Origin of the sequence: Streptomyces sp. NPDC014623 (assembly GCF_043088245.1) — a bacterium.
In the GTDB taxonomy this organism is placed as follows: Bacteria; Actinomycetota; Actinomycetes; order Streptomycetales; family Streptomycetaceae; genus Streptomyces.
Window position 1 is genome coordinate 566384 of record NZ_JBIBZU010000001.1, and the last position, 23142, is coordinate 589525.

Below are 23142 nucleotides of genomic sequence, written 5' to 3' on the forward strand. Positions count from 1 at the left end.
TCAGGCCCGGCGCGGCGCGGCGGGGGCGGGCCGACGGTTCGGGTAGGCGGCGTCCGGCACCTCGTAGCCCAGCGCCCTCAGGCTCGCGGCCGCCTCGGCGGGGCTCCGGCCGGTCCGGCTCGCGATGCCCAGGACGTCCTCGACGTACAGGGGCGCCCACCGGCGCCCGAGGGCCTCCAGCAGGTCGATGTCGTCCGTCCGGGGCGACGTGGGCAGCGTGACGGGATATCCGAGGCGGGCGAGCCGCGCGGCGATCTCCTCGGGGCTGCGGCCGGTCGCCCGTGCCGCGCGCAGCACGTGGAGCAGCGACGGGGTGCTGCCCCGGTCGAACCAGGGGCCACGGGAGTCGAGTCCCTGGCTGAGGAGGAGGATGTCCTCCTCGTCGTAACCGTCCAGCTCGGGCAGGTCCTGCCATCCGTAGCCGAGTTCCACCCTGCGGGCGGCGATCTCGGCCGGGGGGCGGCCGAGGACCTTCGCGGTGAGCAGGATGTGCCCGAGGCCGGAGGTCCCGGACCAGGGTGCGTCGCCGTCGGCGTTGAGGCTGAGGATCAGCCGGTCCTCGGGCCGCGGGGTGAAGGGGAAGGTGTAGCCGAGGGCGATCAGCCTCCGCATGACCTCGTACGGGCTGACGCCCAGTCTGCGGCCGGCACTCCACATGTGGTCGGCCGGCACCGGACTCGCGGGGTCGAGCAGGTCTCCCGTGGGGCGGCGGTCCCGGCTGACCAGGACGGGGTCGCCGGCGAACGGGGTGTCGGGCAGCGCGGCGGGGAGGCGGTGGAAGCCCAGGGCGCGCAGCCGCCGGCCGGTCTCGGCGGGGGCGACGGCCTCGGTAGCGGCGCGCAGGAGGATGTGTCCCAGCGGGATCTCCTCGTCCACCGCCGGCCAGTGGGGCGCCCACTCGCTGGTGCCGAGGCGGAACAGGAGGAGGTCGTCCTCGGACACGGAGGCGGGCAGCGGGGGCGCCGGGAGGGCGAGGCCGGTGCAGCCCAGCTCCCGGTAGCGGTCCACGGTCTCCTGGACGCTCCGGCCGGTGGTGGCGGCGGCGTGCAGGACGCGGCCGTACGGCACGGTGTTCTCCAGCCAGTTCGTGGAGCCCCGGCCGTCCGCGCTGACGAGCCGGAGATCGTCCTCGGTGACGGTCCGGTCGGGGACGGCGGGGAGGCACCGGAGGCCCAGCTCCGCCAGGCGGGAGAGGACGGCGGAGACGGACACCCCCCGGGCGTGGGCGGCCCGCAGGACATGGCTGACCGGCACGGGTTCGTCGACGCCGAGCCACCTGTCGCTGTCGTCGAACGACCTGTTGACGAGCCGTACGTCCTCGTCGGTCACCGTGGCGGGCAGCGTCACCTCGGGGATGCGGTAACCCAGTGCCCGCAGGCGGCCCATGATCTCGGCGGGGGGCCTCCCGGTCCGGGAGGCGGTCTTCAGGACGTGGGGGAACCAGCCGGGGTCCTCCTGTTCGAGCCAGGCGTGCCGGTCGCCCTGCCAGGTCGTGCGCGTGTATCCGGCCAGGGCCAGCTCGTCGGCGTCCACGTGGTCGGCCAGCGAGCCCTTGGGCAGGTGGCGGTAGCCGAGCCGGGCGAGCCGGATGACGAGCGCGTTGGGGTTGCGGCCGTGCTTCTGGGCGAGGTGCAGGACGTGGCCGACCGGCACGGGCCCGGCCTGGTCCAGCCAGGGAGGGACGCCGTTCATCTCCTGGCTGATGAGCACGAGGTCGTCGGCGGTGACCTCCGCCGCTCCGGGCTCGACGCGGTAACCGAGCCCCGTGAGGTCCCCGGCCACCCGGACGGCTGCCGCCGCGATCGCCTCCGGTTCCTTCGCGTCGTCCTCGGTGCGGTCGACGATCGTCAGGACCTGGCCGAGCGGCACGAGGGCGTCGTCGCCGAGCCAGGGGGCCCTGCCGTCCACGGAGTCGCTGGCCAGACGGCGGTCGCGGCGGCTCACCTCCTCCGGCGGGCTCCCCAGGCCGGGCGTCCGGTAGCCGAGGCGGGCGTACCGGGCGGCGACCTCGGCGGGTGGCTCCCCGAGCCGTTCGGCGGCCCAGAGGACGCGTCCCCGCATCGTGGCGGGCTCGGTCTCCTCGTACCAGGGCCACTCACCGGACAGTCCGTCGCTGACCAGGACCAGGTCGTCCTCGTCCACCTCGTCCGCCGACGCGGGGAACCGTCCGGGGTCCCGCACCTCGAAGCCGAGTGCGGTGTACGCGGCCGCGAGCTCGGCGGGGGAACGTCTCAGCTGGGTGGCCGCCCAGAGGATGAAGCCCCTCAGCCTCGGGGCGAAGTGGTTCTTGAGCCAGGGGGAGGCGGCGTCGAGGCCGTAGCTGACCAGCTGGGCCGCGTCCTCGGGGAGCTCGGCCAGCCGTTCGGGAGCGGGCACCCGGTACCCGAGTGCGGCGAGCTGCTCCCTGACGTCGTGAGGGCTGCGTCCACCGGCGAGCGCCGCCTGCAGGACGTGGAACAGCGGTACGGGTTCGGCGGGGTCCAGCCGGTCGGTCCCACGGTCCAGGTAGGTGCTGGTGATGAGCAGGGTGTGGGCGTCGAGGGGGTCGGTCGTGTCCGGCACGGGAGGCCTTTCGTGGGAGCGGGGTCCGGGAGGGGCTTCATTCGGCGGCGGCGATGTAGCGCCCGTCGTCGTCCTCGTCGTCGTCCTCGTCCTCTCGCCCGGACAGGTCGACCCGTACTCCCATGGGCTCGAGCGCCTCCCAGATCCGCAGCATCATGGCGTCGCTCAGGTAGTGGTGGTGCAGGTCGAGCGAGCGCAGGTGGGTGAGCGGCTGCCCGTTCAGCAGCGCCTGTGCCCCGACGTCGCCGAGTGTCCCCAGCGACAGGCTGAGCGATTCGAGGCGGGCGACGACGGGTGCGTGTGCCACGGCTGCGGCTATCTCGTCCTGGAAGGTGCTGTTCTGCAGTCCCAGGTGCCGCAGCGCGGGGAAGCGCGTGCCCTCCAGCAGCGGCGCGAGGTCCTCCAGGGTCGTGTCACAGCCGTAGTACTCGTCACCCAGCCACAGTTCCAGGTGCTCCAGTGCCGGCAGGTCGGAGGCCAGGACACCGCGGACCACCTCGGCGGGCAGCCCACCGCACTCGAAGCGCAGGGTGCGCAGTGCCTCGTGGCGCACGGCCGGGAACTCCAGGCCGGAGCTGCCCCGCACCGCGAGCTCCTGCAGCCGCGGGTAGGCCTCCAGGACGGTGGTGACGTCGGACTGCACCATCCAGGAGAGTTCGGACTCCTCGGAGACGAGGTCGCCGAGGAACACCGCTTCCAGGTTGACGAGCCGGGAGCTCGCCCCGACGATCTTCTCGGGCATGCCTCCCAGGCCGTGCTCGGTGTGCCACGGGTAACCGGTGATCAGCGCGCGCACGTCCTCGGCCGGCATGGTCGTGAGGAAGCGCTCCCAGTAGACGGCCGAGTCCTCGTCCCCCTCCCTGTCGTCGAGCTCGATACGCCAGGCCGCGGCATCGGCGGCGGGCAGGCGTGCACCGTGGGTGAACGGGGGGAAGGTATGGGCCGGGAGGCCGTGGAAGTGCCTCACATGATCGATCACAGTCGTCCTTCGGTGGCGTAACGGCTACAACTCCCGTCGTTCTACCAGGTGGTGACGACACGTCCGCTCACGCGCCCTCGTCGCCCCCGCCGCCCGGGAGCACGGCGAACGCCTGCCGGCTGTGCACGAGCAGCTCACGCAGCGCCGGATTGCTCCCGCTCCTCCACACCAGCGCGAGCAGCGCCGGCGTCTCGACGTCCTCGACGGTGCGGGCGGTGAGCCGGTCGCCGTGGCTCGCGGCCATGGAGGTGCTGAGGACGGCGACCCCGAGCCCGCGGGCGGCGAGGTCCGCGACGGCGTCCGCCGCACTGGCCTGCAGCGCGATCACGGGCCGGAGTCCCTGGGCGGCGCAGGCACGGTCGAGCAGCGTGCGCAGACCGGTGCCGGGGGGCATGCAGATGAGAGGACGCTCCGCCAGGTCGCGCAGGGTGACCCGCCGCCGGCGCACGAGGGGGTCCCCGTCCGGGACGGCCGCGACAAGCCGCTCGCTGATGATCGTCAGTGCGTCCAGCCCCTCGGGGGTGGGAGCCGGGGTCCCGATCAGGGCCAGGTCGACGGCGCCGGTGCGCACCCCCTCGACGAGCCGGTCGGAGTTGTCCTCCAGCAGGGAGATCTCGACCCCGGGGTGTGCCCGGTGGAATGCGGCGAGGGCGTCGAACAGCGGGGTGACGGTGCAGCCGATGACCATCCCGACGGTGAGCCGGCCGCGGATCAGTCCGGTCACCTCCCCCACCGCCCGGCCCACCGCCCCGGCCGCGGCCAGCGCGGCCCGGGCGTGTTCGAGCGCGGCCTTCCCGGCGACGGTGAGGGCGGCGGTGCGTGACGACCGGTCGAACAGCTCGGCGCCGAGCTCCCGTTCCAGCCGCCGGATCTGGGCGCTCACACCGGACTGGCTGATGTGCACCCGCTCGGCCGCCCTGGTGAAGTTGCGCTCCTCGGCGACGGCGACGAAGTACTCCAGCTGCCTCAGGTCCATGACCACAGATTCTAGTTCCCATCAGAACCATCTGTTGGACTTCTGACCGGTGGCCGACCAGGCTGGAAGCACGGAAGCCGGACCAGGAGGAACCTCATGCCCGAGTACGAGAAGGCCCTGCGCCCCGAGGACATCACCCGCCTGTTCGTCGAGCGGTCCAACGCCGGCGACGCGGCCGGAGTCGCCGCGCTCTACGAGGAGGAGGCGGTGCTGGCCTTCCCGCCCGGTGAGGTGACGGTGGGGCGGGAGGCGATCCGCGCGCTGTGGGAGAAGGTGCTCGCCGACCGCCCCCACTTCGGACAGGAACAGCCGCTGCCCACTCTGACCAGCGGTGACATCGCCCTGACGTCGACCCCGCCGGAGGACGGGGCCGGAGCCCGGGCCCAGGTCGTGCGGCGTCAGCCCGACGGCAGCTGGCTGCGGGTGCTCGACCGGCCGGAGTTCACCCCGCCGGGACGCTGAACGGGTCCGGCCGGGCCGGGACGGAGTCCCGTGCCCCGCCGCCCGGGCGGCGGGGCCTCCACCTGCTCACCGCGAACCGTCGAGACGCATGAGGGCGGAGTACGCCGACTCCGCCCTCCGGCCCGGGGCCGCCTCGGGGCGGGCGTGGTCGAGGAAACTCCGGGTTCCGCCGTGGTGGCGCACCTTCCCGGAAGCCATGAGGGTGACGGTGTCGGCCTCGTCGGCCAGATCGATCACGTCATGGGTCGACATCAGCACCGGGATACGCGTCGCGACCTCCCCGAGCACATCACGGAACACGGAACGCTGATGCGGGTCGAGACCTGCCGTCGGTTCGTCCAGCAGGATGACGCGGGCGTCGTGGGCGAGGGCGCAGGCGATACCGACGCGCCTGACCTGTCCCCCGGAGAGAGCGGCCGTCTTCTGCCCGGACTGTTCGGTGAGGCCGACCTGTTCGAGAGCGGTGCCTGCTCGCTCCCACGCCCGGGCACGGTTCTCGCCCTTGAGCCAGGCGATGTACGCCACGTACTCACGAGCGGTCAGCTGCGGGGACGTGGGCACCCGCTGGGGGAGCCAGGCCACGTGACGGCGGAACTCACGGGTGGTGGAAGTGATCTTCGAGTCGGTGAACAGGACCGTGCCCGCTGTCGGTTCGACCGTCCCCGCGAGAAGGGCCAGCGTCGTGGACTTTCCCGCTCCGTTGGGGCCGAGCAGGATCGTCAGGCCTTGGCCGGGCACCTCGTAGGTGAACCGGGAGAGGACAGGGCGCAGCCTGCGGCGGTAGGTGAAAGTGACGCGGTCGAGCAGGAGGGTCATCGGTCGGTCCTTGGCGCGAGGCAGGTGAGCAGGACAAGCCCCGTCAGGAAGACGAGGGCGGCGCCCGTCGCGGCGTGGGCGACATCGGCCTTCTCGGTGACGATCACCCAGGGATAGGGGTCGTCGGGATGTCTGCCCCCGGTGAACATGGCGAGGATCATCCAGAACACAGGCACGAGAACCGCCCGGTGTCCGAGAAGAGGCCAGCTTCCGAGGGCGAGACCGCAGAAGAGCAGATGGTTGCGCGCGGCTGTCCACATCGCGTCCGGGTCCAGCGGGGTCATGGCCGCCGCCGCCGCACCGGCGAGGAGGGCGAAGCCCGCCACCAGGGCGATGTCCATCGCGTCGACCCGGCGCACAGCCGATCGCTCCATGCCGGGCAGGCGTCTTTCAAGGCATGCGACGAGGGCGAGGGAAGGCACGAGACAGAAGAAGTCGCTCAGTTCCGCCGGTACGGGACGGCCGCCCAGGTACGCGGGAAGGACGAGGACGAAGTCCGAGGTGAGAGCGATGCTCAGGATGAAGACGAGCAGTGCGCAGGGCAGCAGGCCGAGAGCGCCTCGTTGACGCAGCCACCAGGTCATCCCGGTCGGCCGCCCTGGCAGGAGAGCCGCAACTGCTCGACGTACCAGGCCTTCTGCTCGTCCGGCGCAAGGGCGTTCACCCTGTCCATCTCCGCGAGGAGCTGCTCCTTGCCGTCCCCGGTCCGGAACGACCGCGATTCGCGGGAGAGCCAGGCGAGGTAGTCATCTGCCACCCCCATGGTCCGGGCGGTCCAGAGGGTGCCGTAGTGCAAGGTGTTCCAGTCCGGGGTCTCACAGGGCATTCCCACGATGCCGATCGCCACGCCGTCCCAGGGGACGTCCGGGTTCCCGGCTCCGAGGTCGAGTGTCCATTCCTTCCCCGCGGTGTCCGACTGCCGGGCACCGGACACCGTGATGTCGGTGATACGAGCAGGGATCTCCGAGATGATCCCCTTGGCGTGCAGCTTCGTCGCCATGCCGGCGAGTTCGGTCTGCACGGCCCGGAGGTCTCCGGAGCCCGCGGCAGGCATGCACACCTCCGGCACGCGGCCCTCGCAGGTGACCGGGGCCAGCCCCTTGGCGGCAGGAGCGAACGAGGTCCACTCCCGGGTGATGCCGTAGGCGCCCAGCAGGCCGCCGGCGGCGATCGCGAGGGACAACACGACAGCGCCCGCGCGGATACGTCGAGGGCCGAGGGCCACGACGAGGGCGAGGGCCAGGCAGACCGTCGGCACGACGGCGGCGACCGTCATGGGGAGGGAATACGCCTCACCGAAATTGATCTGCCCGATGGCTCCGGTCACATGGTGCGCCCACCAGCTGCTCGTGCCCAGGGGGAAACTGATTCCGACGAACACGGCTATGGCCGCGAGGGGTGCGGAGTACAACGCGTGGAGACGTCGCCCCAGGAGGAATCCGATGACCGCGTGCGCGGTGAGCAGGACCACGACCATGCCGAACAGCTGCAGCACGTATATGTCGGGAGCGACTCCGGCGATCAGCAGTGCGCCCGCCGTGATGCAGGCCATCAGGGCCGCCATGGTGAGCACGACGAGGAGGACCGGCTGGAGGGCGACGCGCACGGCGGAGCGTGCGGGGCCCGTCTCCCAGACTCCGAGCGCCCGTAGCCGTGTCGCCTCCACCGCGGCCAGCCCGGCGGCTGCGGCGGCCGCCAGCGGAACCGGTGCGTGTATGGCGAAGGCCGCGGCCTCGGCCGGCCAGGGAAGTGAGGAGAAATGGCCCATTCTCCCCTTGGTCGTGAAAAAGACGTAGGCGAAGAAGAAACCGGTCACCGGCAGAGCCAGCACGGCGGAACTGGTGCGTAGTGCGGTGAAGAAACGCATGGAGCCTCGAGGAAATGCAAGGCGGGCCGCCGCGCGGGGTGCACGGCGGCCCGGCGGGATCAGTCGGCCTTGGTCGTGTCCACGACTATCTTCCTGACACTCACCACGCAACTGAGGCACGCAGCATCTGTTTCGAAGTAATACGTGCCGTAAGGAAGGCCGGACTGCGTGTCGGTGCTGACGGCGTTCGTGCCGTTGAAACAGTTGGTGAATCTGAATTTGTCGCGCTGGGTGTCCGTCCCCCACGTGATCAACTGCCAGCGTTCGACCTGGATCCACTTGGTCGTCGCCGTGTGGCAGTCCTTGAACTTGATCTCGTTATAGGATTCGTCGACCCATTCCCGCGACGTGTTGTTATCACCCCACACGGTGGTCGCATCCGTCTCCCAGGCCCAGGCGGACGGGCTGGCGGCGAGCGTGACCACCGCGGCGGCAGCCATCACGACTCCGACGTTGCGCAAGCGCATTCCGAGCAACAGAAAACCCCCCTGCCCATTCGGTTGATGAGGCCCCCCTCAAAGCGAAAACCGAACGACCGGGCGACTGTAGCACCGGTGTCACTCACGGTGAGAGGTAATTGATGACCGGCCGGAGCGCACACTCGTCGCACCGGTGGGCATGTGCCGCGTGTCCGGGCAAGTGACCACCTCGGCGGTTTCTTTCCGGTATGGGGGAAAAGGAACTCGCACCATGCCGGAGCCGTCCGGAGGAACGGTCCGGGGAGGTGTTCGCTCTGCGCGCGTGCTGCCCGCAGGTCAGCCCAGGGCCTCGTCCAGCAGCGCCGCCCACTGCGCCACGACCCTGCGCCGGCGGGCGGTGTCATCGGTCAGCAGGTGCGCGAGGCCCAGCCCCCGGGCCATGTCGAGGAGGCCCTGCACCGTCTCGCGTACCCCGGGCCGGGTCTCGTCCGCGCCGAGGAGTTCGACGGCGATGCGGTGGGTCTCGCGGCCCACGCGCGCCTCCAGTTCGGTGACGCGGGGCCGGAGCTGGGCCTCGTTCGACGCGGCGACCCAGAGCTGGAGCGCGGCGCGGAAGAGCGGCCCCGTGTACAGGTCGACGAGCGCGGCGACGACCTCGGCACGCCCCTGGACGGGCAGGGCGCGCAGGGCCGCGGAGCGTTCCTCGGCGACGTACTCGACGGCGCCGGTGAACAGGTCCTCCCGGGTGGGGAAGTGGTGTTGGGCGGCGCCCCGCGAGACCCCGGCGTGTTCGGCGACGACGGAGACGGTGGAGCCCGCCCAGCCGTGTTCGGCGAGGCAGGCGACCGCCGATGCCAGGAGCCGCTGCCGGGTGGCGCGGCTCCTGTCCTGCTTCGGGGGTGTCACAGCACCCATGCGGGATCCCGTCGTTCCAGGAAGGCCGTCATCCCCTCCCGTGCCGCGTCGGAGGCGAAGAGCGCTGCGGAGCGGGCGACGAGGTCTTCGGTGTGACTGTCGAAACTCCGCAGCACAGTAGCCGTGACCAGCTCCTTCGATGCGGCCAGCCCCTGCGGTGACGCTCTGCGCAGTCCGTCCAGTACTGGTGCGAGCGCCTTGTCCGCATCGTCGGCGGCGGCACTCACCAGGCCGATCCGCGCCGCTTCCGCCGCGTCGAAGCGTTCCCCGGTGAGGTAGTAACGGGCCGCCGCGCGTGGGTCGAGGCGGGGCAGCAGGGGGAGGGAGATGACGGCGGGGGCGAGGCCCAGGCGGGATTCGGTGAGGGCGAACGAGGACTCGGGTCCCGCGACGGAGATGTCGCACGCCCCGAGGAGCCCGAGGCCACCGGCCCTCACGTGCCCGGTGACCCGGGCGACGACGGGCTTGGGCAGGGCGACGACGCTCCGCATGAGGGCGACGAGGTCGTGCGGATCGGGCGGCGCGGTGAGGTCGGCGCCCGCGCAGAACGTGTTGCCGGTGTGGGTGAGGAGCACGGCTCGCACGGCGTCGTCGGCCGCGCAGGCGTCGAGGGCCTCGGTGAGCTCACCCACGAGGCGGGCGCTCAGGGCGTTGCGGTTGGCCGGGTTGTCGAGGGTGAGCGTGGTGACGCCGCGCTCGTGGACCGGGGGTGCCAGGGTCATCGCGGCTTCTCCCGGTCGCGCAGTTCGCGCCGCAGGATCTTGCCGGAGACCGCGCGCGGTACGGCATCGATGAATTCGGCCCGTCTGACCTTCTTGTACGGGGAGACGCGGTCCGCGACGTACGCGATGACGTCCTCCTCCGTGAGGTCCTCCGCGCCGGGCCGGCGCACCAGGTAGGCCTTGGGGACCTCGTTCCCGTCGGCGTCGTGGACCCCGATGACGGCGGCGTCGGCGATCGAGGGGTGGGTGAGGAGGAGGGCCTCCAGGTCCGCGGGGGCCACCTGGTAGCCCTTGTACTTGATGAGTTCCTTGACCCGGTCGACGACGTACAGCCAGCCGTCCGGGCCGGCCCGGCCGACGTCCCCGGTGTGCAGCCAGCCGTCCTCGTCGATCATGGCGGCGGTGGCGTCGGGGCGGCCGAGGTAGCCCTTCATCACCTGGGGGCCGCGGATGAGGATCTCGCCGTCGGTGCCGGGGGCGACGTCGATACCGGGATCGGTGAGCGAGACGATCCGCATCTCGGTGCCGGGCAGCAGCTTTCCGACCGTCCCGGGCGGCGGGTCCGCCACGTCGAGGGGCACGACATGGGTTCCGGGCGAGAGTTCCGTCATCCCGTACGCCTGCCGCACGGCGGGGACGCCGAGCCGGGTGGAACAGGCGGCGGCGAGTCCGGCGTCCAGGGGGGCGGCGGCGCTGACGACGTACTCCAGCGACGAGAGGTCGTAGTCGCCGACGAGCGGGTGCTTGGCGAGGGCCAGGACGATGGGCGGGGCGACGTACAGGCCGGTGATGCGGTGGGTCTGGATCGTTTCGAGGAACTGCGCGAGGTCGAAGCGGGGCAGGACGACGACCGTGGCGCCGTAGCGCAGCGGCCCGTTCATGAGCGCGGTCAGCCCGTAGATGTGGAAGAAGGGCAGCACGGCCAGGATGCGGTCGCGCTCGCCGAGCGGGACGAAGGGCCGCAGCTGTTCCAGGTTGGTCGCGATGGAGCGGTGCGTGAGCATGACGCCCTTGGGGGTGCCGGTGGTCCCCGAGGAGTACGGGAGCACGGCGATGTCCTGGGCCGGGTCGAAGGCGATGTCGGGCTCGGGGGCGGTGGACCCCAGCATGTCCAGTACGGAGGTGTGGCCCTCGGCCTGGTCGCAGACGTAGATCTCCTCGATGCCGCCGGCGAGTCCGGCCGCCCGGCGGGCGACGTCCAGGAGCGGGGACACGGTGACGATCCAGCGGGCTCCGGAGTCCTTGAGCTGCTTGGCGAACTCCTCGGCGGTGGCGAGCGGATGGATCGTGGTGACGGTGGCGCCGGCCCGGGTCGCCCCGTAGAAGACGGGCGGGTAGGCGATCGTGTTGGGGCTGTGCAGGGCGAGGACGTCGCCCTTGCGCAGGCCCGCCGCGGCGAGGTGGGCGGCGATGCGCCGGTGGAAGGTGTCGAGCCGGCTGTAGGTGACGGTCGTCCCGTCGGTCCCGTCGATCAGGGCGGGGAGGTCACCGAAGCCCGCGGCGTTGCCGAGGACGGCCTCGTGGATGGGTGTTTCGAGGGGTGTGACGTCTGCGTACTCGCTGTGGAACACCATTTCGGTCCCCTTCGACGCGGATGGAGAGCCAGAATCGCCCCTGCCGGGGGCTGAGGGGGAGACCCGGGACGCGACCGGAGGCGTCAGTACGACTTCGGCAGGCCCAGGGTCTGGTGGGAGACGTAGTTGAGGATCATTTCGCGGCTGACGGGCGCGATGCGCGAGACACGCGCCGCCGTGATGAGGGAGGCGAGCCCGTACTCGCGGGTGAGCCCGTTGCCGCCGAGGGTGTGGACGGCCTGGTCGACGGCCCTGACGCAGGCTTCCGCGGCGGCGTACTTCGCCATGTTGGCGGCCTCGCCCGCGCCGATGTCGTCGCCCTCGTCGTAGAGCTTCGCGGCCTTCTGCATCATCAGCCGGGCCAGTTCCAGCTCGATGTGCGCCTGGGCGAGCGGGTGCGCGATGGCCTGGTGGGCGCCGATGGGCGCGCCCTTCCAGACGGTGCGGGTCTTCGCGTAGTCCACGGCCCGCTCGAGGGCGTAGCGGCCCATGCCGATGGAGAAGGCGGCGCCCATGATGCGTTCCGGGTTCAGGCCGGCGAAGAGCTGGAGCAGACCCGTGTCCGCCTCCTCACCGACGAGTGCGCCGGCGGGCAGCCGTACGTCGTCGAGGACCAGCTCGAACTGCTTCTCGGCCGCCTGGAGTTCCATGTCGATCCGGGTGCGGGAGAAGCCGGGGGCGTCGCGGGGGACGATGAAGAGGCAGGGCTTGAGTCTGCCGGACTTCGCGTCCTCGGTGCGGCCGACGATCAGGGTCGCGTCGGAGATGTCGACGCCGGAGATGAAGACCTTCCGGCCGCTGAGGATCCACCCTCCCCCGCCGTCGCGGCGGGCCGTGGTGGTGATGCGGTGCGAGTTGGAACCGGCGTCGGGCTCGGTGATGCCGAACGACATGGACAGGGAACCGTCGCAGAGGCCGGGGAGCCAGGCCCGCTTCTGCTCCTCGGTGCCGAAGCGGGCGATCACGGTGCCGCAGATCGCCGGGGAGACGACCAGCATGAGCAGGGGGCTGCCGGCGGCACCGAGTTCCTCCAGGACGATGGAGAGCTCGGCCATGCCGGCGCCTCCGCCGCCGTACTCCGCGGGCAGGTTGACACCGAGGTAACCGAGCTTGCCCGCCTCTTCCCACAGCTCGCGCGGGTGCTCGCCCCTGCGGGCGAGCCCGGTGCTGTACTCGCGGCCGAACCGCTTTCCGAGGGCGGCGACGGCGGCGCGGAGGGCCTGGTGCTCTTCGGTTTCGAGGACGGTGCTCATGGGGTCGTCTCCTCCTGGTGCGCGGGAGCGTGCACGGGTGCGTCCTGTACGACGGCGAGCAGAGCGCCGACCTCGACCTGGAGTCCGGGGGCGGCGTGGAGCGTGGTGAGGGTGCCGGAGGCGGGGGCGAGGACGCGGTGCTCCATCTTCATCGCCTCCAGCCAGATCAGCGGCTGCCCCGCCTCGACGGCCGCACCCGGTGCGAGTCCGTCGGCGAGGCGGACGACGGTGCCGGGCATGGGGGCGAGCAGGGAACCGGGTCCGGTGCGTTCGGCGGGGTCGGTGAAGCGGGGCGGGGCGGTGAAGGCGTACGCGCCGGCGGCCGTGTCCACATGGACCCGGTCCCCGTGGGGGGTGACCGTGAAGTGCCGGGTCACACCGCCGGTTTCGAGGGTGACCGCGCCGGGCCCGGCGACGACGACCCGCTCGCCGGTGCCGGGGGCGGGGACACCGTCCCGGCCGGTGCGGTAGGCGATCTCGTACTCGGTGCCGTCGGGTTCGCTCCGGTAGCGCCTGGTCTGTGGTTGCGAGGCGAGGTTGCGCCAGGCGCCGAAGCGGGCGGGACCGGGGCCGCTGCCGGCCGGGGCCGACGCCGCACCCACGGCCGAGGCGATGGCGGCGGCGGTGGCGGCGAGACGGCGGGCGGAGTCCTCGCCGGGGGAGCCGGCCGCCGTCAGGGCTGCCAGGTGCCGGTCGTAGAAGCCGGTGTCCGGCTGCCCGGCGGCGAAGTCCGGGTGCCGCAGGGAGCGGACGAGCAGCTCCCGGTTGGTGACCGGGCCGTGGATACGGGCGCGTTCCAGGGCACGGGCGAGGAGCCGGACGGCTTCGGTGCGGGTGGGGGCGTGGGCGATGACCTTGGCGAGCATCGGGTCGTAGTGCACCCCCACGGTGTCGCCGCCGGTGTATCCGGTGTCGAGGCGGATACCGGGTGCGCCGGGCACCTCCAGTGTGAGCAGTGCCCCGGTCTGCGGCTGCCAGTCACGTGCGGGGTCCTCGGCGTACAGCCGGGCCTCCACGGCGTGCCCGGTGGCCGGCGGGGGCGTGGCGGAGGGCAGGGCCCCGCCCTCCGCGACGCGCAGTTGCAGGGCGACCAGGTCGATTCCGAACACCGCCTCAGTGACCGGGTGTTCGACCTGGAGCCGGGTGTTCATCTCCAGGAAGTACGGGCGGCCCCCGGCCGACACGAGGAACTCGACGGTCCCCGCGCCCCGGTAGCCCACCGCCTGTGCGGCGGTGACCGCCGCGTCGTGCAGCCCCTGCCGCAACGCGTCGTCGAGGCCCGGCGCCGGGGCCTCCTCGATGACCTTCTGGTGACGTCGCTGGAGCGAGCAGTCACGGGTGCCGAGCGCCCAGACCGTGCCCTGCCCGTCCGCCATGACCTGGACCTCGACGTGCCGGCCCCGTTCGACGTACGGCTCGGCGAAGACCTCGCCGTCCCCGAAGGCGGAGGCGGCCTCGGCAGCGGCGGCCGTCAGCTCGGCCGGCAGCGATGCGAGTTCCCTGACGACGCGCATCCCGCGCCCGCCCCCGCCCGCCGCCGCCTTCAGCAGCAGGGGCAGATCGGCGGCGGTGGCGCTCGCCGGGTCGACCGGGGCGAGCAGGGGGACCCCGGCGGCGGCCATCAGTTCCTTGGCCCTGGTCTTGGAGGCCATCAGCTCGATCGACTCGACCGGGGGCCCCACCCAGACGAGGCCCGCGTCCAGCACGGCCCGGGCGAAGCCGGCGTTCTCCGAGAGGAAGCCGTATCCCGGGTGCACGGCGCCGGCGCCCGCGGCGAGCGCGGCGGTGACGACGAGGTCACCGCGCAGATACGTATCGGCCGGTGCGGCCCCCGGCAGGCGTACGGCGGTGTCGGCCTCCCGTACGTGCAGGGCGCCGGCGTCCGCGTCGGAGTACACGGCGACGGTGGCGATGCCCAGCTCACGGCAGGTGCGGAAGATCCGGCAGGCGATCTCGCCCCGGTTGGCGACAAGCAGTGCGGTGATCATCCGATTCCTCACATCCGGAAGACGCCGAAGCCGCGCGCGCCTTCGACCGGTGCCGTATGGATCGCGGACAGGCACATCCCGAGGACGGTCCTGGTGTCGCGCGGGTCGATGACCCCGTCGTCGTACAGCCGCCCCGAGAGGAACATCGGCAGCGACTCGGACTCGATCTGCTGTTCCACCATGGCGCGCAGTCCGGCGTCGGCCTCGTCGTCGTAGGGCAGTCCCTTCGCGGCGGAGGAGGCACGGGCGACGATCGAGAGGACGCCCGCGAGCTGCTGGGGTCCCATGACGGCGGACTTGCTGCTGGGCCAGGCGAAGAGGAAGCGGGGGTCGTAGGCCCTGCCGCACATGCCGTAGTGACCGGCGCCGTAGGAGGCGCCCATCAGGACGGACAGGTGCGGGACCCGGGAGTTCGACACCGCGTTGATCATCATGGCGCCGTGCTTGATGATGCCGCCCTGCTCGTACTCCTTGCCGACCATGTAGCCGGTGGTGTTGTGCAGGAAGAGGAGCGGGATGTCGCGCTGGTTCGCGAGCTGGATGAACTGGGCGGCCTTCTGCGACTCCTCGCTGAACAGCACGCCCTGCGCGTTGGCGAGGATGCCGACGGGATAGCCGTGCAGGCGCGCCCAGCCGGTGACCAGGCTCGTCCCGTAGAGCGGCTTGAAGGCGTCGAAGTCCGAGCCGTCGACGAGCCGGGCGACGACCTCGCACGGGTCGAAGGGGGTCTTGAGGTCGCCGGGCACGATCCCGATCAGCTCGTCCTCGTCGTACTCCGGCGGCTCGGCGGGACCCGGATCCGGGTGCGCCTTGCGCCAGTTGAGCCGGGCGACGATCCGCCGGGCCTGGCGCAGCGCGTCGTGCTCGTCGAGGGCGTAGTGGTCGGCGAGGCCGGAGGTGCGGGCGTGCATCCCGGCGCCGCCGAGCGATTCGTCGTCGCTCTCCTCACCGGTGGCCATCTTGACGAGGGGCGGACCGCCGAGGAAGACCTTGGACCGCTCCTTGATCATCACGGTGTGGTCGGACATCCCGGGGACGTACGCCCCTCCGGCCGTGGAGTTCCCGAACACGACCGCGACGGTGGGGATGCCGGCGGCGGACAGCCGGGTGAGGTCGCGGAACAGCGCCCCGCCGGGGATGAAGATCTCCTTCTGCGAGGGCAGGTCCGCGCCCCCCGACTCCACGAGCGAGACGCAGGGCAGCCGGTTGGCGAAGGCGATCTCGTTGGCGCGGAGCGCCTTCCTCAGGGTCCAGGGGTTGGAGGCGCCGCCGCGCACGGTGGGGTCGTTGGCGGTGATCAGGCACTCGACGCCCTCGACGATCCCGATCCCGGTGACGAGCGAGGCACCCACCGCGTAGTCGCTGCCCCAGGCGGCGAGCGGTGACAGCTCCAGGAAAGGGGTGTCCGGGTCGACCAGCAGCTCGATCCGCTCGCGGGCGAGGAGCTTGCCACGCCCCCGGTGGCGGGCCACGTACTTCTCGCCGCCGCCCGCCAGGGCCTTGGCGTGCTCGGTGTCCAGCTCGGCGAGCTTCACGAGCATGGCCTCACGGTGGGCGGCGTATTCGGGCCCCGTCGTGTCGAGTGCGGTGGGCAGGACGGTCATGCGTTCGCCTCCGGATCGTCGAGCAGCTGCACGGGGACGGGCACGTGCCGGGACCGCAGCCACTCCCCCACCGCCTTGGCCTGCGGATCGAAGCGGGCCCGCGCGGCGACGCCCTCGCCGAGGAGGCCGTGGACGACGAAGTTGAGCGCCCGCAGCCGGGGCAGGACGTGGCGTACGACGGTGAGCCCGGCGGTCTCCGGCAGCAGCTCCCGGAACCGCTGGACGGTCAGCTCGTGGGCCAGCCACCGCCAGGCCTCGTCCGTGCGGACCCACACCCCGACGTTGGCGTCCCCGCCCTTGTCACCGCTGCGGGCTCCGGCCACGTACCCGAGAGGGGCCACGCGGGTGGGCCCGGCGGGCAGGGGTTCCGGCAGGTCCGGCTCCGCCACCTCGCGGATCTCCCGGTACGGACCGGCCGCGGGGACGCGCTCCCTGGCCCCGCCGGGCAGCACGGCGGTGTGCTCGATCTCGCCCGCCGGTACGTACGCGGCCTCGAACACCCCGTACGGGGAGCCCTTCCCGGGTGGGGCGGTCACGTGGAAGCCCGGGTAGCTGCCGAGTGCCAGCTCGACGGCCGCCCCGGACACGGCACGGCCGACGGCCTCCGCGTCCGGGTCGCGCACGACGAGCCGGAGCAGGGCGCTCGCCGTCTCCTCGGTGGCGGCGTCGGCCCGGTCGGTGCGGGCGAGCTCCCACCGCACCTCGGCGGGGGCCGTGCCCGCGCGGTCGAGGGCGTCGGCGAACTGGTCCCGCACGAGCCGGGCCTTGGCCTCGATGTCGAGCCCCGTCAGCACGAGGACGACCTCGTTGCGCCACCCGCCGAGCCGGGTGAGACCGACCTTCAGCGTGGGGGGTGGCGCCTCGCCGCGTACGCCGCTGATCCGCACCCGGTCGGGCCCGTCCTGCGTCAGGGTCACGGTGTCGAGCCGGGCGGTGACGTCGGGTCCGGCGTAGCGGGCGCCGCCGGTCTCGTACAGCAGCTGCGCGGTGACGGTGCCGAGGTCGACGACGCCGCCCGTGCCGTCGTGCTTGGTGATGACGCTGCTTCCGTCCTCGTGGATCTCGGCGAGCGGGAAGCCGGGCCGGCGGACGTCGTGGTCACCGAAGAAGGCGTAGTTGCCGCCGGTGGCCTGGGTGCCGCACTCCAGGACGTGTCCGGCGACGACGGCCCCGGCGAGGGGGTCGTGGGCGTCCGGTGCCCAGCCGAAGTGGGCGGCGGCGGGCCCGGTGACGAGTGCGGCGTCGGTGACCCGGCCGGTGACGACGATGTCGGCCCCGGCCCGCAGGCAGGCGGCGATGCCCCCGCCGCCGAGGTAGGCGTTGGCGGTGAGACAGCCCTCGGGCACGGGACGGCTGTCGCCCTCGACGTGTGCGACGCGCACGGGTACGCCGGTCCGGTCCGCCAGCTCCCGTACGGCGTCGGCGAGTCCGGCCGGATTCAGCCCGCCGGCATTGGTGACGATCTTCACGCCCCGCTCGTGGGCGAGCCCGAGACTCTCCTCAAGCTGCCTGAGGAAGGTCGAGGCGTAACCGCGCTCCGGGTCCTTCAGGCGGCTCCGGCCCAGGATCAGCATGGTGAGTTCGGCGAGGTAGTCCCCGGTCAGGACGTCCAGCGGGCCGTCGGTGAGCATGTCGCGCACGGCGTCGAAGCGGTCGCCGTAGAAGCCGGACGCGTTGCCGATGCGCAGCGGCCGGGTCATCGGCCCGCCTTGGGGGGCCGCCCGGGGCCTGCGGGTCCCGCGAAGGCCTGGGCGATGTCCAGCCACCGCCCGGCGTCGGGGCCCACCGCCTCGAGGGCGAGGTCGTCGCGGTGGGCGCGCTGGGTGACGAGCAGGCAGAAGTCCAGGAGCGGCCCGGTGATCCGCTGGGCGGCGTCCTCGGGCCCGTGGACGGTCAGCCCGCCGTCGTCGGCGAGCAGTTCCACCCGGAACCGCTCGGCGGGCGGTTGCAGACCCCGTACGAAGTAGGCGTAGTCACGGGCCCGTACGCCGATCCTTGCCACGTGCCGCAGCCGGGCGGTCGGCTTCCTCGTCACGCCGAGCGCGTCGGCGACGTCCTGGCCGTGGGCCCAGGTCTCCATGAGCCGCGCACTCGCCATCGAGGCGACGCTCATGGGCGGGCCGTACCAGGGCAGTTTCGTCCCCGGTGGCTTCGCGCGGAGCGCGTCCTGGAGCCGGGCCCGTCCCTCCCGCCACTCCACGAGCAGCGCTTCGGGCGTCAGGGCTGTGACGGCTTCCTCGGCCGCCTCGCCGACGAAGGTCTCGGGAGCGGCCAGCGCCTTCTCGGCCTCGGCGGCGAAGGCGTCGGGCTCGGTGGCGGCGGTCAGGGCCACCTCGTCGGTCCAGTTGAGGTGGGCGATCTGATGGGCGACGGTCCACCCTTCGGCGGGAGTCGGAACGGCCCACTCGTGTGTTCTCAACCCCGCTACCAGCAGGTCGAGTTCACCGCTCTCCTCACGGAGGTCGTCGAGCACTGCGGCGGTCACGGCCGATGCGTCGGGCACGGTGCGCTCCCCTCGGGGCGTGGCGGTGTGCCCCGGAGCATGCCAGCGCACCGCAGAACGAACAAGCAGGCATGCATGATTTTTTTCGGCCGTCCCGCTCCCGGCGGACCGGGACCTGGGCGGCGGAACTCATCGGGCGGAGCTCATCAGGCGGGACATCGCGACGCTCCTCGACGACGCGGAACGGCCCGGCCGAAAGCTCCCGGTCCTCGGCAGCGGGCGCCCGTCCGCCCCGAGGCGATGGACGACTCGGCGTACGAGCGCATCAGGAGATCAGCGGCGCGCCGGTGAGCACCGCCTCCGGCGCATCCGCTCACCACGGCCCCGGGCCCCACCGCGCCCGGATTCCGCCCGCCGACGACCGGGCCACCGGCCCGTCCTACTCCGCTCGGTCCCCCTCGGCCTGCGAGGGTTCGGTCCGGGGGACGTCGGGGTGGGTCTCGGGGGCCTTGCCTCGCACGGCGGGCTCGTCGCGTTCACCCTCGGCCTGCGAGGGGGTGCGGGAGTACAGCCCGTCGTACTCGTCGGTTCCCTTCGCGGATTCCATGCGCGGGACTCCTTCCTTCGCTCCCCTCCATCGTGCCCCTCACACCCGTTCCCGGCGCGGTGGCGCCGCGCGCGCCTGGGGCGCGGCGGGCTCGTCACCGCCCCTTCGACGCCGCCTCGGCCATCTTCGCCGTGGTGCTGGCACCGTCCAGCGCCTCACGGATGATGTCGGCGTGGCCGCTGTGGTGGGCGATCTCGCGGAAGATGTGCCACAGGACGTGACGGACGGTCCGAACGACCGGCTCGGGAGGCGACCACGGGTACGACGGCAGCGTGATCTCGCGGTCGAGGTCGGCCTCCTCGCGCACCGTACGGTCGAACGCGGCCGCCGCCGCGTGGAATGCCTCCAGCAGCCCGGCCACCGTCTCGGCGTCGGTCATCCGGCTGCCGTCGGGGTCGAGGTCCGCCCAGCCGACCTCGGCGGGGGCGGTGCCCTCGACGACGTCGAGCCAGCCGCGCTGCACGAGTCCGAGGTGTTTCAGGATTCCGCCGAGGGTCAGCTCGCTGACCGTCGTCCGGGCGCGGGCCCCCGCGTCGTCGAGCGCCGCGACGGTGTAGAGGAAGTTGGTGCGCTGATCGGTCACGAGCGCCAGCAGATCGTCGCGTTCCGGCATGTGGTCCTCCAGGTCGGTCGTCGCGACCACCCTAGGATCGGACGCCCGGCCCCGCAGGCGGACCGGACGAGTCCCCCGCGCGGCGGACTCAGCGCTTACGGGCGCCCCGCCCCTGGCTGCGCACCGCGCCCATGCTCGCCCCGATGACCAGGGCGATGGCCAGGGCGTCCGTCGTGGAGAGGGCCTGGTCGAGGACGAGGAAACCCGCCGTGGCCGCGATGGCGGGTTCCAGGCTCATCAGGATCGCGAAGGTGGCCGCGGGGAGCCTGCGCAGGGCCATGAGCTCCAGGGTGTACGGAAGGACCGAGCTCAGCAGCGCCACCGCGACGCCCAGGCCCAGGGTGGAGGGGACCAGCAGCTTCGAACCCGCCTCCATGATGCCGAGCGGCAGCGAGAGCACCGCCGCCACCACCATGGCCAGGGCCAGCCCGTCGGCCTGCGGGAAGCGGCGGCCCGTCCGGGCGCTGAAGACGATGTACGCCGCCCACATGGCGCCGGCGCCCAGGGCGTACGCCGCCCCGGCCGGGTCCAGCCGGTCGAAGCCCCCGCCGCTGAGCAGGACGACACCGCAGAGCGCCAGGGCCGCCCACACGAGGTTGACCAGGCGGCGGGAAGTGACCACGGACAGGACCAGCGGGCCCAGCACCTCCAGGGTGACGGCCGCGCCCAGCGGGATGCGGTCGACTGCCTGGTAGAAGAGCGTGTTCATGCCGCCCATGGCGATGCCGAAGGCCACCACGGTGCCCCAGTCGGCGCGCGAGTGCCCTCGCAGTCCGGGCCGGCAGATGACCAGCAGGACGAGCGCGGCGGCGGCGAGACGCAGTGTGACGACGCCGAGCGCGCCGGCCCGCGGCATCAGCAGGACGGCGACCGCCGCACCGAACTGGACGGAGAGCCCGCCCGCCACCACCAGGGCGACCGGACCGAGCGCGCCCCCACGGCCACGGGAGCGGCCGTGGCCGGGTTCATCGAGCGCCGACGCCGCCTCGGGCAGGGCGACGGCAGCGGCCGGCTCGGCGGCAGCGCGCGGGTCGTTCACCGGAAACCCTTCCTTCAGTCCAATGAAATGCACTAGGGGGTTTACGATACGACACCGTTCGCGAGCCGCTCGCATCCTCACCGTAGAGACCCGCACGCTCCCCGTGAAATGCCGATTGCGCTCCCGTTATGCTCCGGACGCATGAGCACTGGACAGGGCACGGGGAACAGCGGCCGTGGCATCGAGGTCCGGCATCTGCGCGCCTTCCTGGCCGTCGCGGACGAGGGCGGTGTCACCCGGGCCGCCGCCCGGCTCGGGGTCTCCCAGCCCGTCGTCTCCCGCACGCTCGCCGCCCTCGAAAGGCGCCTGGGCGTGCGGCTGGTGGACCGGTCCACCCACCACCTCGCCCTCACCCCCGAAGGCCTCGCCTTCCGGGACAAGGCCGCCACGGCGGTCGGGGCCTTCGACGAGGCCCTCGATCCCGGCCGGCTGCACCACTGGCCGCTGCGGCTCGGACACGCCTGGTCCGCCTTCGGCCCGTACACCACCCCGCTGCTGCGGACCTGGCAGCAACGCCATCCGCAGACCCCGCTCGAACTGCTGCGCATCGACGACCGTACGGCCGGCCTCACCCGCGGCGAGGTGGACGCGGCGCTGCTCCGCGGGCCGGTGACCGCCCCGGGACTCGTCACCGAGGTGCTGTTCACCGAGGAGCGGGTGGCGGCCGTGGCGGCCGACGGCCCGCTCGCCGCCCGCGCCTCGCTGTCCCTGGCCGACCTCACCGGCGGCGCGGTCGTGCTGAACACCGTCTCGGGTGCCACCACGCCCGAGCTGTGGCCCCTGCACGCGCGGCCCGCCACCACCCTCACCGTCGCCAACACCGACGACTGGCTCACCGCCATCGCGGCCGGCCGGGGCAACGGGGTGTCGGGGGCGTCCACCGCGCAGATGCATCCGCACGCGGGAGTCACCTACGTGCCGCTGGACGACGCCCCGGCGCTGCCCGTCCTGCTGGCCCGGCGGGAGGGCCCCGGCCATCCCGCGCTGCCCCGACTGGCCGCGCTCGCCCGGGAGATCGTCGCGCGCGGACCCCGGACGCCACCCGGAGTACTCCCGGCCGACGGGGGATGAAGCACCGGCACAGGCGAGTCGGCACCCTGTACCGATCGGGTCGAACATTCCAGGGGGCACCTCATGGCGGGCACCATCACCGTGCACGGCACGGTCGCAGCCGGCTTCGAGGGCGTGCGGGAGGAGTTCGCCGCCGCACTGGCCGCGGACCACACCGAGCCCGGCGGGCAGCTCGCGGCGCACCACCACGGCCGGCTGGTGGTGGACCTGTGGGCCGGGGAAGGCGTCACCGGGGACTCGCTGCCCGCCGTGTACTCCTCCACCAAGGGGGCCGCCCATCTCGTCGTGGCCCTGCTCATCCAGGACGGCGTCATCGATCCGGACCGTACGGTGGCGTCCTCCTGGCCGGAGTTCGCCGCCGAGGGGAAGGGCGGCTCGACCGTGCGCGAGCTGATGTCGCACCGTGCCGGACCGGTCCGGGCGGACGGCGGGTCCGGCATCGGGGAGCTGGCCGACGACCGCGTCATCGCCCGGCGGCTGGCGGGTCAGCGGCCCTACTGGACGCCCGGCACGGAGTACGGCTACCACGCGCTGACGGCCGGCGCCCTCACCGGTGAGGTGGTCCGCAGGGCCACCGGGCGGTCGATCCAGGAGGTCTTCGAGGAGCGGGGGCGCGCCCCCCACGGACTGGACTTCCACCTGGGCCTGCCCGAGGCGCTCGAACCCCGCTACGTGCACATCCGCCCCGGCGTGCCCACCCCCGCACAGGCGGCGGAGGCCGCGGCGAACCCGCTCGACCCGGCCGGTCTGACGGCGCTCGCGTCCGGCCTCGCCGAGGACCCGCCGCTCGACCTGGTCGCCCTCGCCGACACCCGCGCGGTACGCGCGCTCGGCCCGGCCTCGGTCGGCGGGGTGGCCTCGGCGCGGGGGCTCGCCGGGATGTACGCCGCGGCGGTCTCCGGGCTGGACGGCCGGGCACCCCTGCTCACGCCGGAGACGGTGGCCGGGGCCGGCCGGGTGCGGTGGAAGGGCACCGACGTCGTGACCGGCCGGTCCGATGCCTTCGCCCTCGGCTTCGAGGCGGTGGGGGCGGTCTGTCCGGCCCTGGGTGAGGGCGCCTTCGGCCACTCCGGGGCCGCCGGTTCACAGGCGTACGCCGACCCCGTCAACGGCGTGGCCTACGGCTACACCCGTCGCCGCTTCGCCCTCCCCGGCGGCGCGGCCCCGGAGAACGAGCGGCTGTCGGCAGCGGTGAGCGAGGCCGTCGCCGAGCTCTGACGCCGGAGCACCCC

21 protein-coding genes are annotated in these 23142 nt (G+C 72.8%); 3 read left to right on the forward strand and 18 right to left on the reverse strand.

The window, feature by feature from the left end; all coding sequences use genetic code 11:
* The 3 genes from ACF1FZ_RS02700 to ACF1FZ_RS02710 form a co-directional block, all read right to left on the reverse strand.
* Positions 1-2562: a hypothetical protein gene (locus ACF1FZ_RS02700; protein ID WP_391771529.1), complete on the reverse strand. Its 2562-nt coding sequence runs from the start codon at positions 2560-2562 to the stop codon at positions 1-3.
* A 37-nt stretch (positions 2563-2599) separates the two neighbouring features.
* Entirely contained in the window at positions 2600-3541 is a 942-nt protein-coding gene (locus tag ACF1FZ_RS02705) for an STM4015 family protein (protein ID WP_391771530.1), read from the reverse strand.
* Between the two features lie 67 nt (positions 3542-3608).
* Complete coding sequence (locus ACF1FZ_RS02710; RefSeq protein ID WP_391771531.1) at positions 3609-4517, reverse strand: LysR family transcriptional regulator; 909 nt, start codon at positions 4515-4517, stop codon at positions 3609-3611.
* A gap of 96 nt (positions 4518-4613) precedes the next feature.
* Between ACF1FZ_RS02710 and ACF1FZ_RS02715 the strand changes: the two genes are divergently transcribed.
* A complete protein-coding gene (locus tag ACF1FZ_RS02715; protein WP_391771532.1) occupies positions 4614-4979 on the forward strand; it encodes a YybH family protein in 366 nt (121 codons plus the stop codon).
* Positions 4980-5045: 66 nt separating this feature from the next.
* On the opposite strand, the gene ACF1FZ_RS02720 is transcribed toward ACF1FZ_RS02715, so the two are convergent.
* The 15 genes from ACF1FZ_RS02720 to ACF1FZ_RS02790 form a co-directional block, all read right to left on the reverse strand.
* Positions 5046-5795 (reverse strand): ATP-binding cassette domain-containing protein, encoded by a 750-nt coding sequence (locus tag ACF1FZ_RS02720; RefSeq protein WP_391771533.1) that lies wholly within the window; start codon positions 5793-5795, stop codon positions 5046-5048.
* Positions 5792-6379, reverse strand: a complete 588-nt coding sequence (locus ACF1FZ_RS02725) for a hypothetical protein (protein WP_391771534.1) — start codon at positions 6377-6379, stop codon at positions 5792-5794. The genes ACF1FZ_RS02720 and ACF1FZ_RS02725 overlap by 4 nt, the downstream gene beginning before the upstream one ends.
* Positions 6376-7662: a magnesium transporter gene (locus ACF1FZ_RS02730; RefSeq protein WP_391771535.1), complete on the reverse strand. Its 1287-nt coding sequence runs from the start codon at positions 7660-7662 to the stop codon at positions 6376-6378. Before ACF1FZ_RS02730 ends, ACF1FZ_RS02725 begins: the two co-directional genes overlap by 4 nt.
* A 59-nt stretch (positions 7663-7721) precedes the next feature.
* On the reverse strand, positions 7722-8129 hold the full coding sequence (locus tag ACF1FZ_RS02735; RefSeq protein ID WP_391771536.1) for a hypothetical protein: 408 nt from the start codon (positions 8127-8129) through the stop codon (positions 7722-7724).
* 288 nt (positions 8130-8417) lie between these two features.
* Positions 8418-8996: a TetR/AcrR family transcriptional regulator gene (locus ACF1FZ_RS02740; protein ID WP_391771537.1), complete on the reverse strand. Its 579-nt coding sequence runs from the start codon at positions 8994-8996 to the stop codon at positions 8418-8420.
* Positions 8984-9718 (reverse strand): enoyl-CoA hydratase family protein, encoded by a 735-nt coding sequence (locus tag ACF1FZ_RS02745; protein WP_391771538.1) that lies wholly within the window; start codon positions 9716-9718, stop codon positions 8984-8986. The genes ACF1FZ_RS02740 and ACF1FZ_RS02745 overlap by 13 nt, the downstream gene beginning before the upstream one ends.
* Complete coding sequence (locus ACF1FZ_RS02750) at positions 9715-11292, reverse strand: 4-coumarate--CoA ligase family protein (protein WP_391771539.1); 1578 nt, start codon at positions 11290-11292, stop codon at positions 9715-9717. The genes ACF1FZ_RS02745 and ACF1FZ_RS02750 overlap by 4 nt, the downstream gene beginning before the upstream one ends.
* An 83-nt stretch (positions 11293-11375) precedes the next feature.
* Complete coding sequence (locus tag ACF1FZ_RS02755; protein WP_391771540.1) at positions 11376-12545, reverse strand: acyl-CoA dehydrogenase family protein; 1170 nt, start codon at positions 12543-12545, stop codon at positions 11376-11378.
* Complete coding sequence (locus ACF1FZ_RS02760) at positions 12542-14533, reverse strand: biotin carboxylase N-terminal domain-containing protein (RefSeq protein WP_391771541.1); 1992 nt, start codon at positions 14531-14533, stop codon at positions 12542-12544. The genes ACF1FZ_RS02755 and ACF1FZ_RS02760 overlap by 4 nt, the downstream gene beginning before the upstream one ends.
* Before the next feature lie 8 nt (positions 14534-14541).
* Positions 14542-16137 carry an acyl-CoA carboxylase subunit beta gene (locus tag ACF1FZ_RS02765; RefSeq protein WP_391771542.1) on the reverse strand — a complete coding sequence of 532 codons (1596 nt, stop codon included), beginning with the start codon at positions 16135-16137 and terminating at the stop codon, positions 14542-14544.
* Entirely contained in the window at positions 16134-17837 is a 1704-nt protein-coding gene (locus ACF1FZ_RS02770) for an acyclic terpene utilization AtuA family protein (protein ID WP_391771543.1), read from the reverse strand. The genes ACF1FZ_RS02765 and ACF1FZ_RS02770 overlap by 4 nt, the downstream gene beginning before the upstream one ends.
* The gene (locus ACF1FZ_RS02775; RefSeq protein WP_391771544.1) at positions 17834-18640 is read right to left on the reverse strand and encodes a TIGR03084 family metal-binding protein; all 807 of its coding nucleotides are present in this window, start codon (positions 18638-18640) and stop codon (positions 17834-17836) included. Before ACF1FZ_RS02775 ends, ACF1FZ_RS02770 begins: the two co-directional genes overlap by 4 nt.
* A 379-nt stretch (positions 18641-19019) precedes the next feature.
* Complete coding sequence (locus ACF1FZ_RS02780; RefSeq protein WP_391771545.1) at positions 19020-19187, reverse strand: hypothetical protein; 168 nt, start codon at positions 19185-19187, stop codon at positions 19020-19022.
* 94 nt (positions 19188-19281) lie between these two features.
* Entirely contained in the window at positions 19282-19800 is a 519-nt protein-coding gene (locus ACF1FZ_RS02785) for a DinB family protein (protein ID WP_391771801.1), read from the reverse strand.
* Between the two features lie 88 nt (positions 19801-19888).
* A complete protein-coding gene (locus ACF1FZ_RS02790; protein WP_391771546.1) occupies positions 19889-20839 on the reverse strand; it encodes a DMT family transporter in 951 nt (316 codons plus the stop codon).
* Positions 20840-20980: 141 nt separating this feature from the next.
* Here ACF1FZ_RS02790 and ACF1FZ_RS02795 point away from each other — a divergent pair, with 141 nt between their 5' ends.
* On the forward strand, positions 20981-21910 hold the full coding sequence (locus tag ACF1FZ_RS02795; RefSeq protein ID WP_391771547.1) for a LysR family transcriptional regulator: 930 nt from the start codon (positions 20981-20983) through the stop codon (positions 21908-21910).
* A gap of 63 nt (positions 21911-21973) precedes the next feature.
* Positions 21974-23128: a serine hydrolase domain-containing protein gene (locus ACF1FZ_RS02800; protein ID WP_391771548.1), complete on the forward strand. Its 1155-nt coding sequence runs from the start codon at positions 21974-21976 to the stop codon at positions 23126-23128.
* Positions 23129-23142 lie beyond the last annotated feature (14 nt).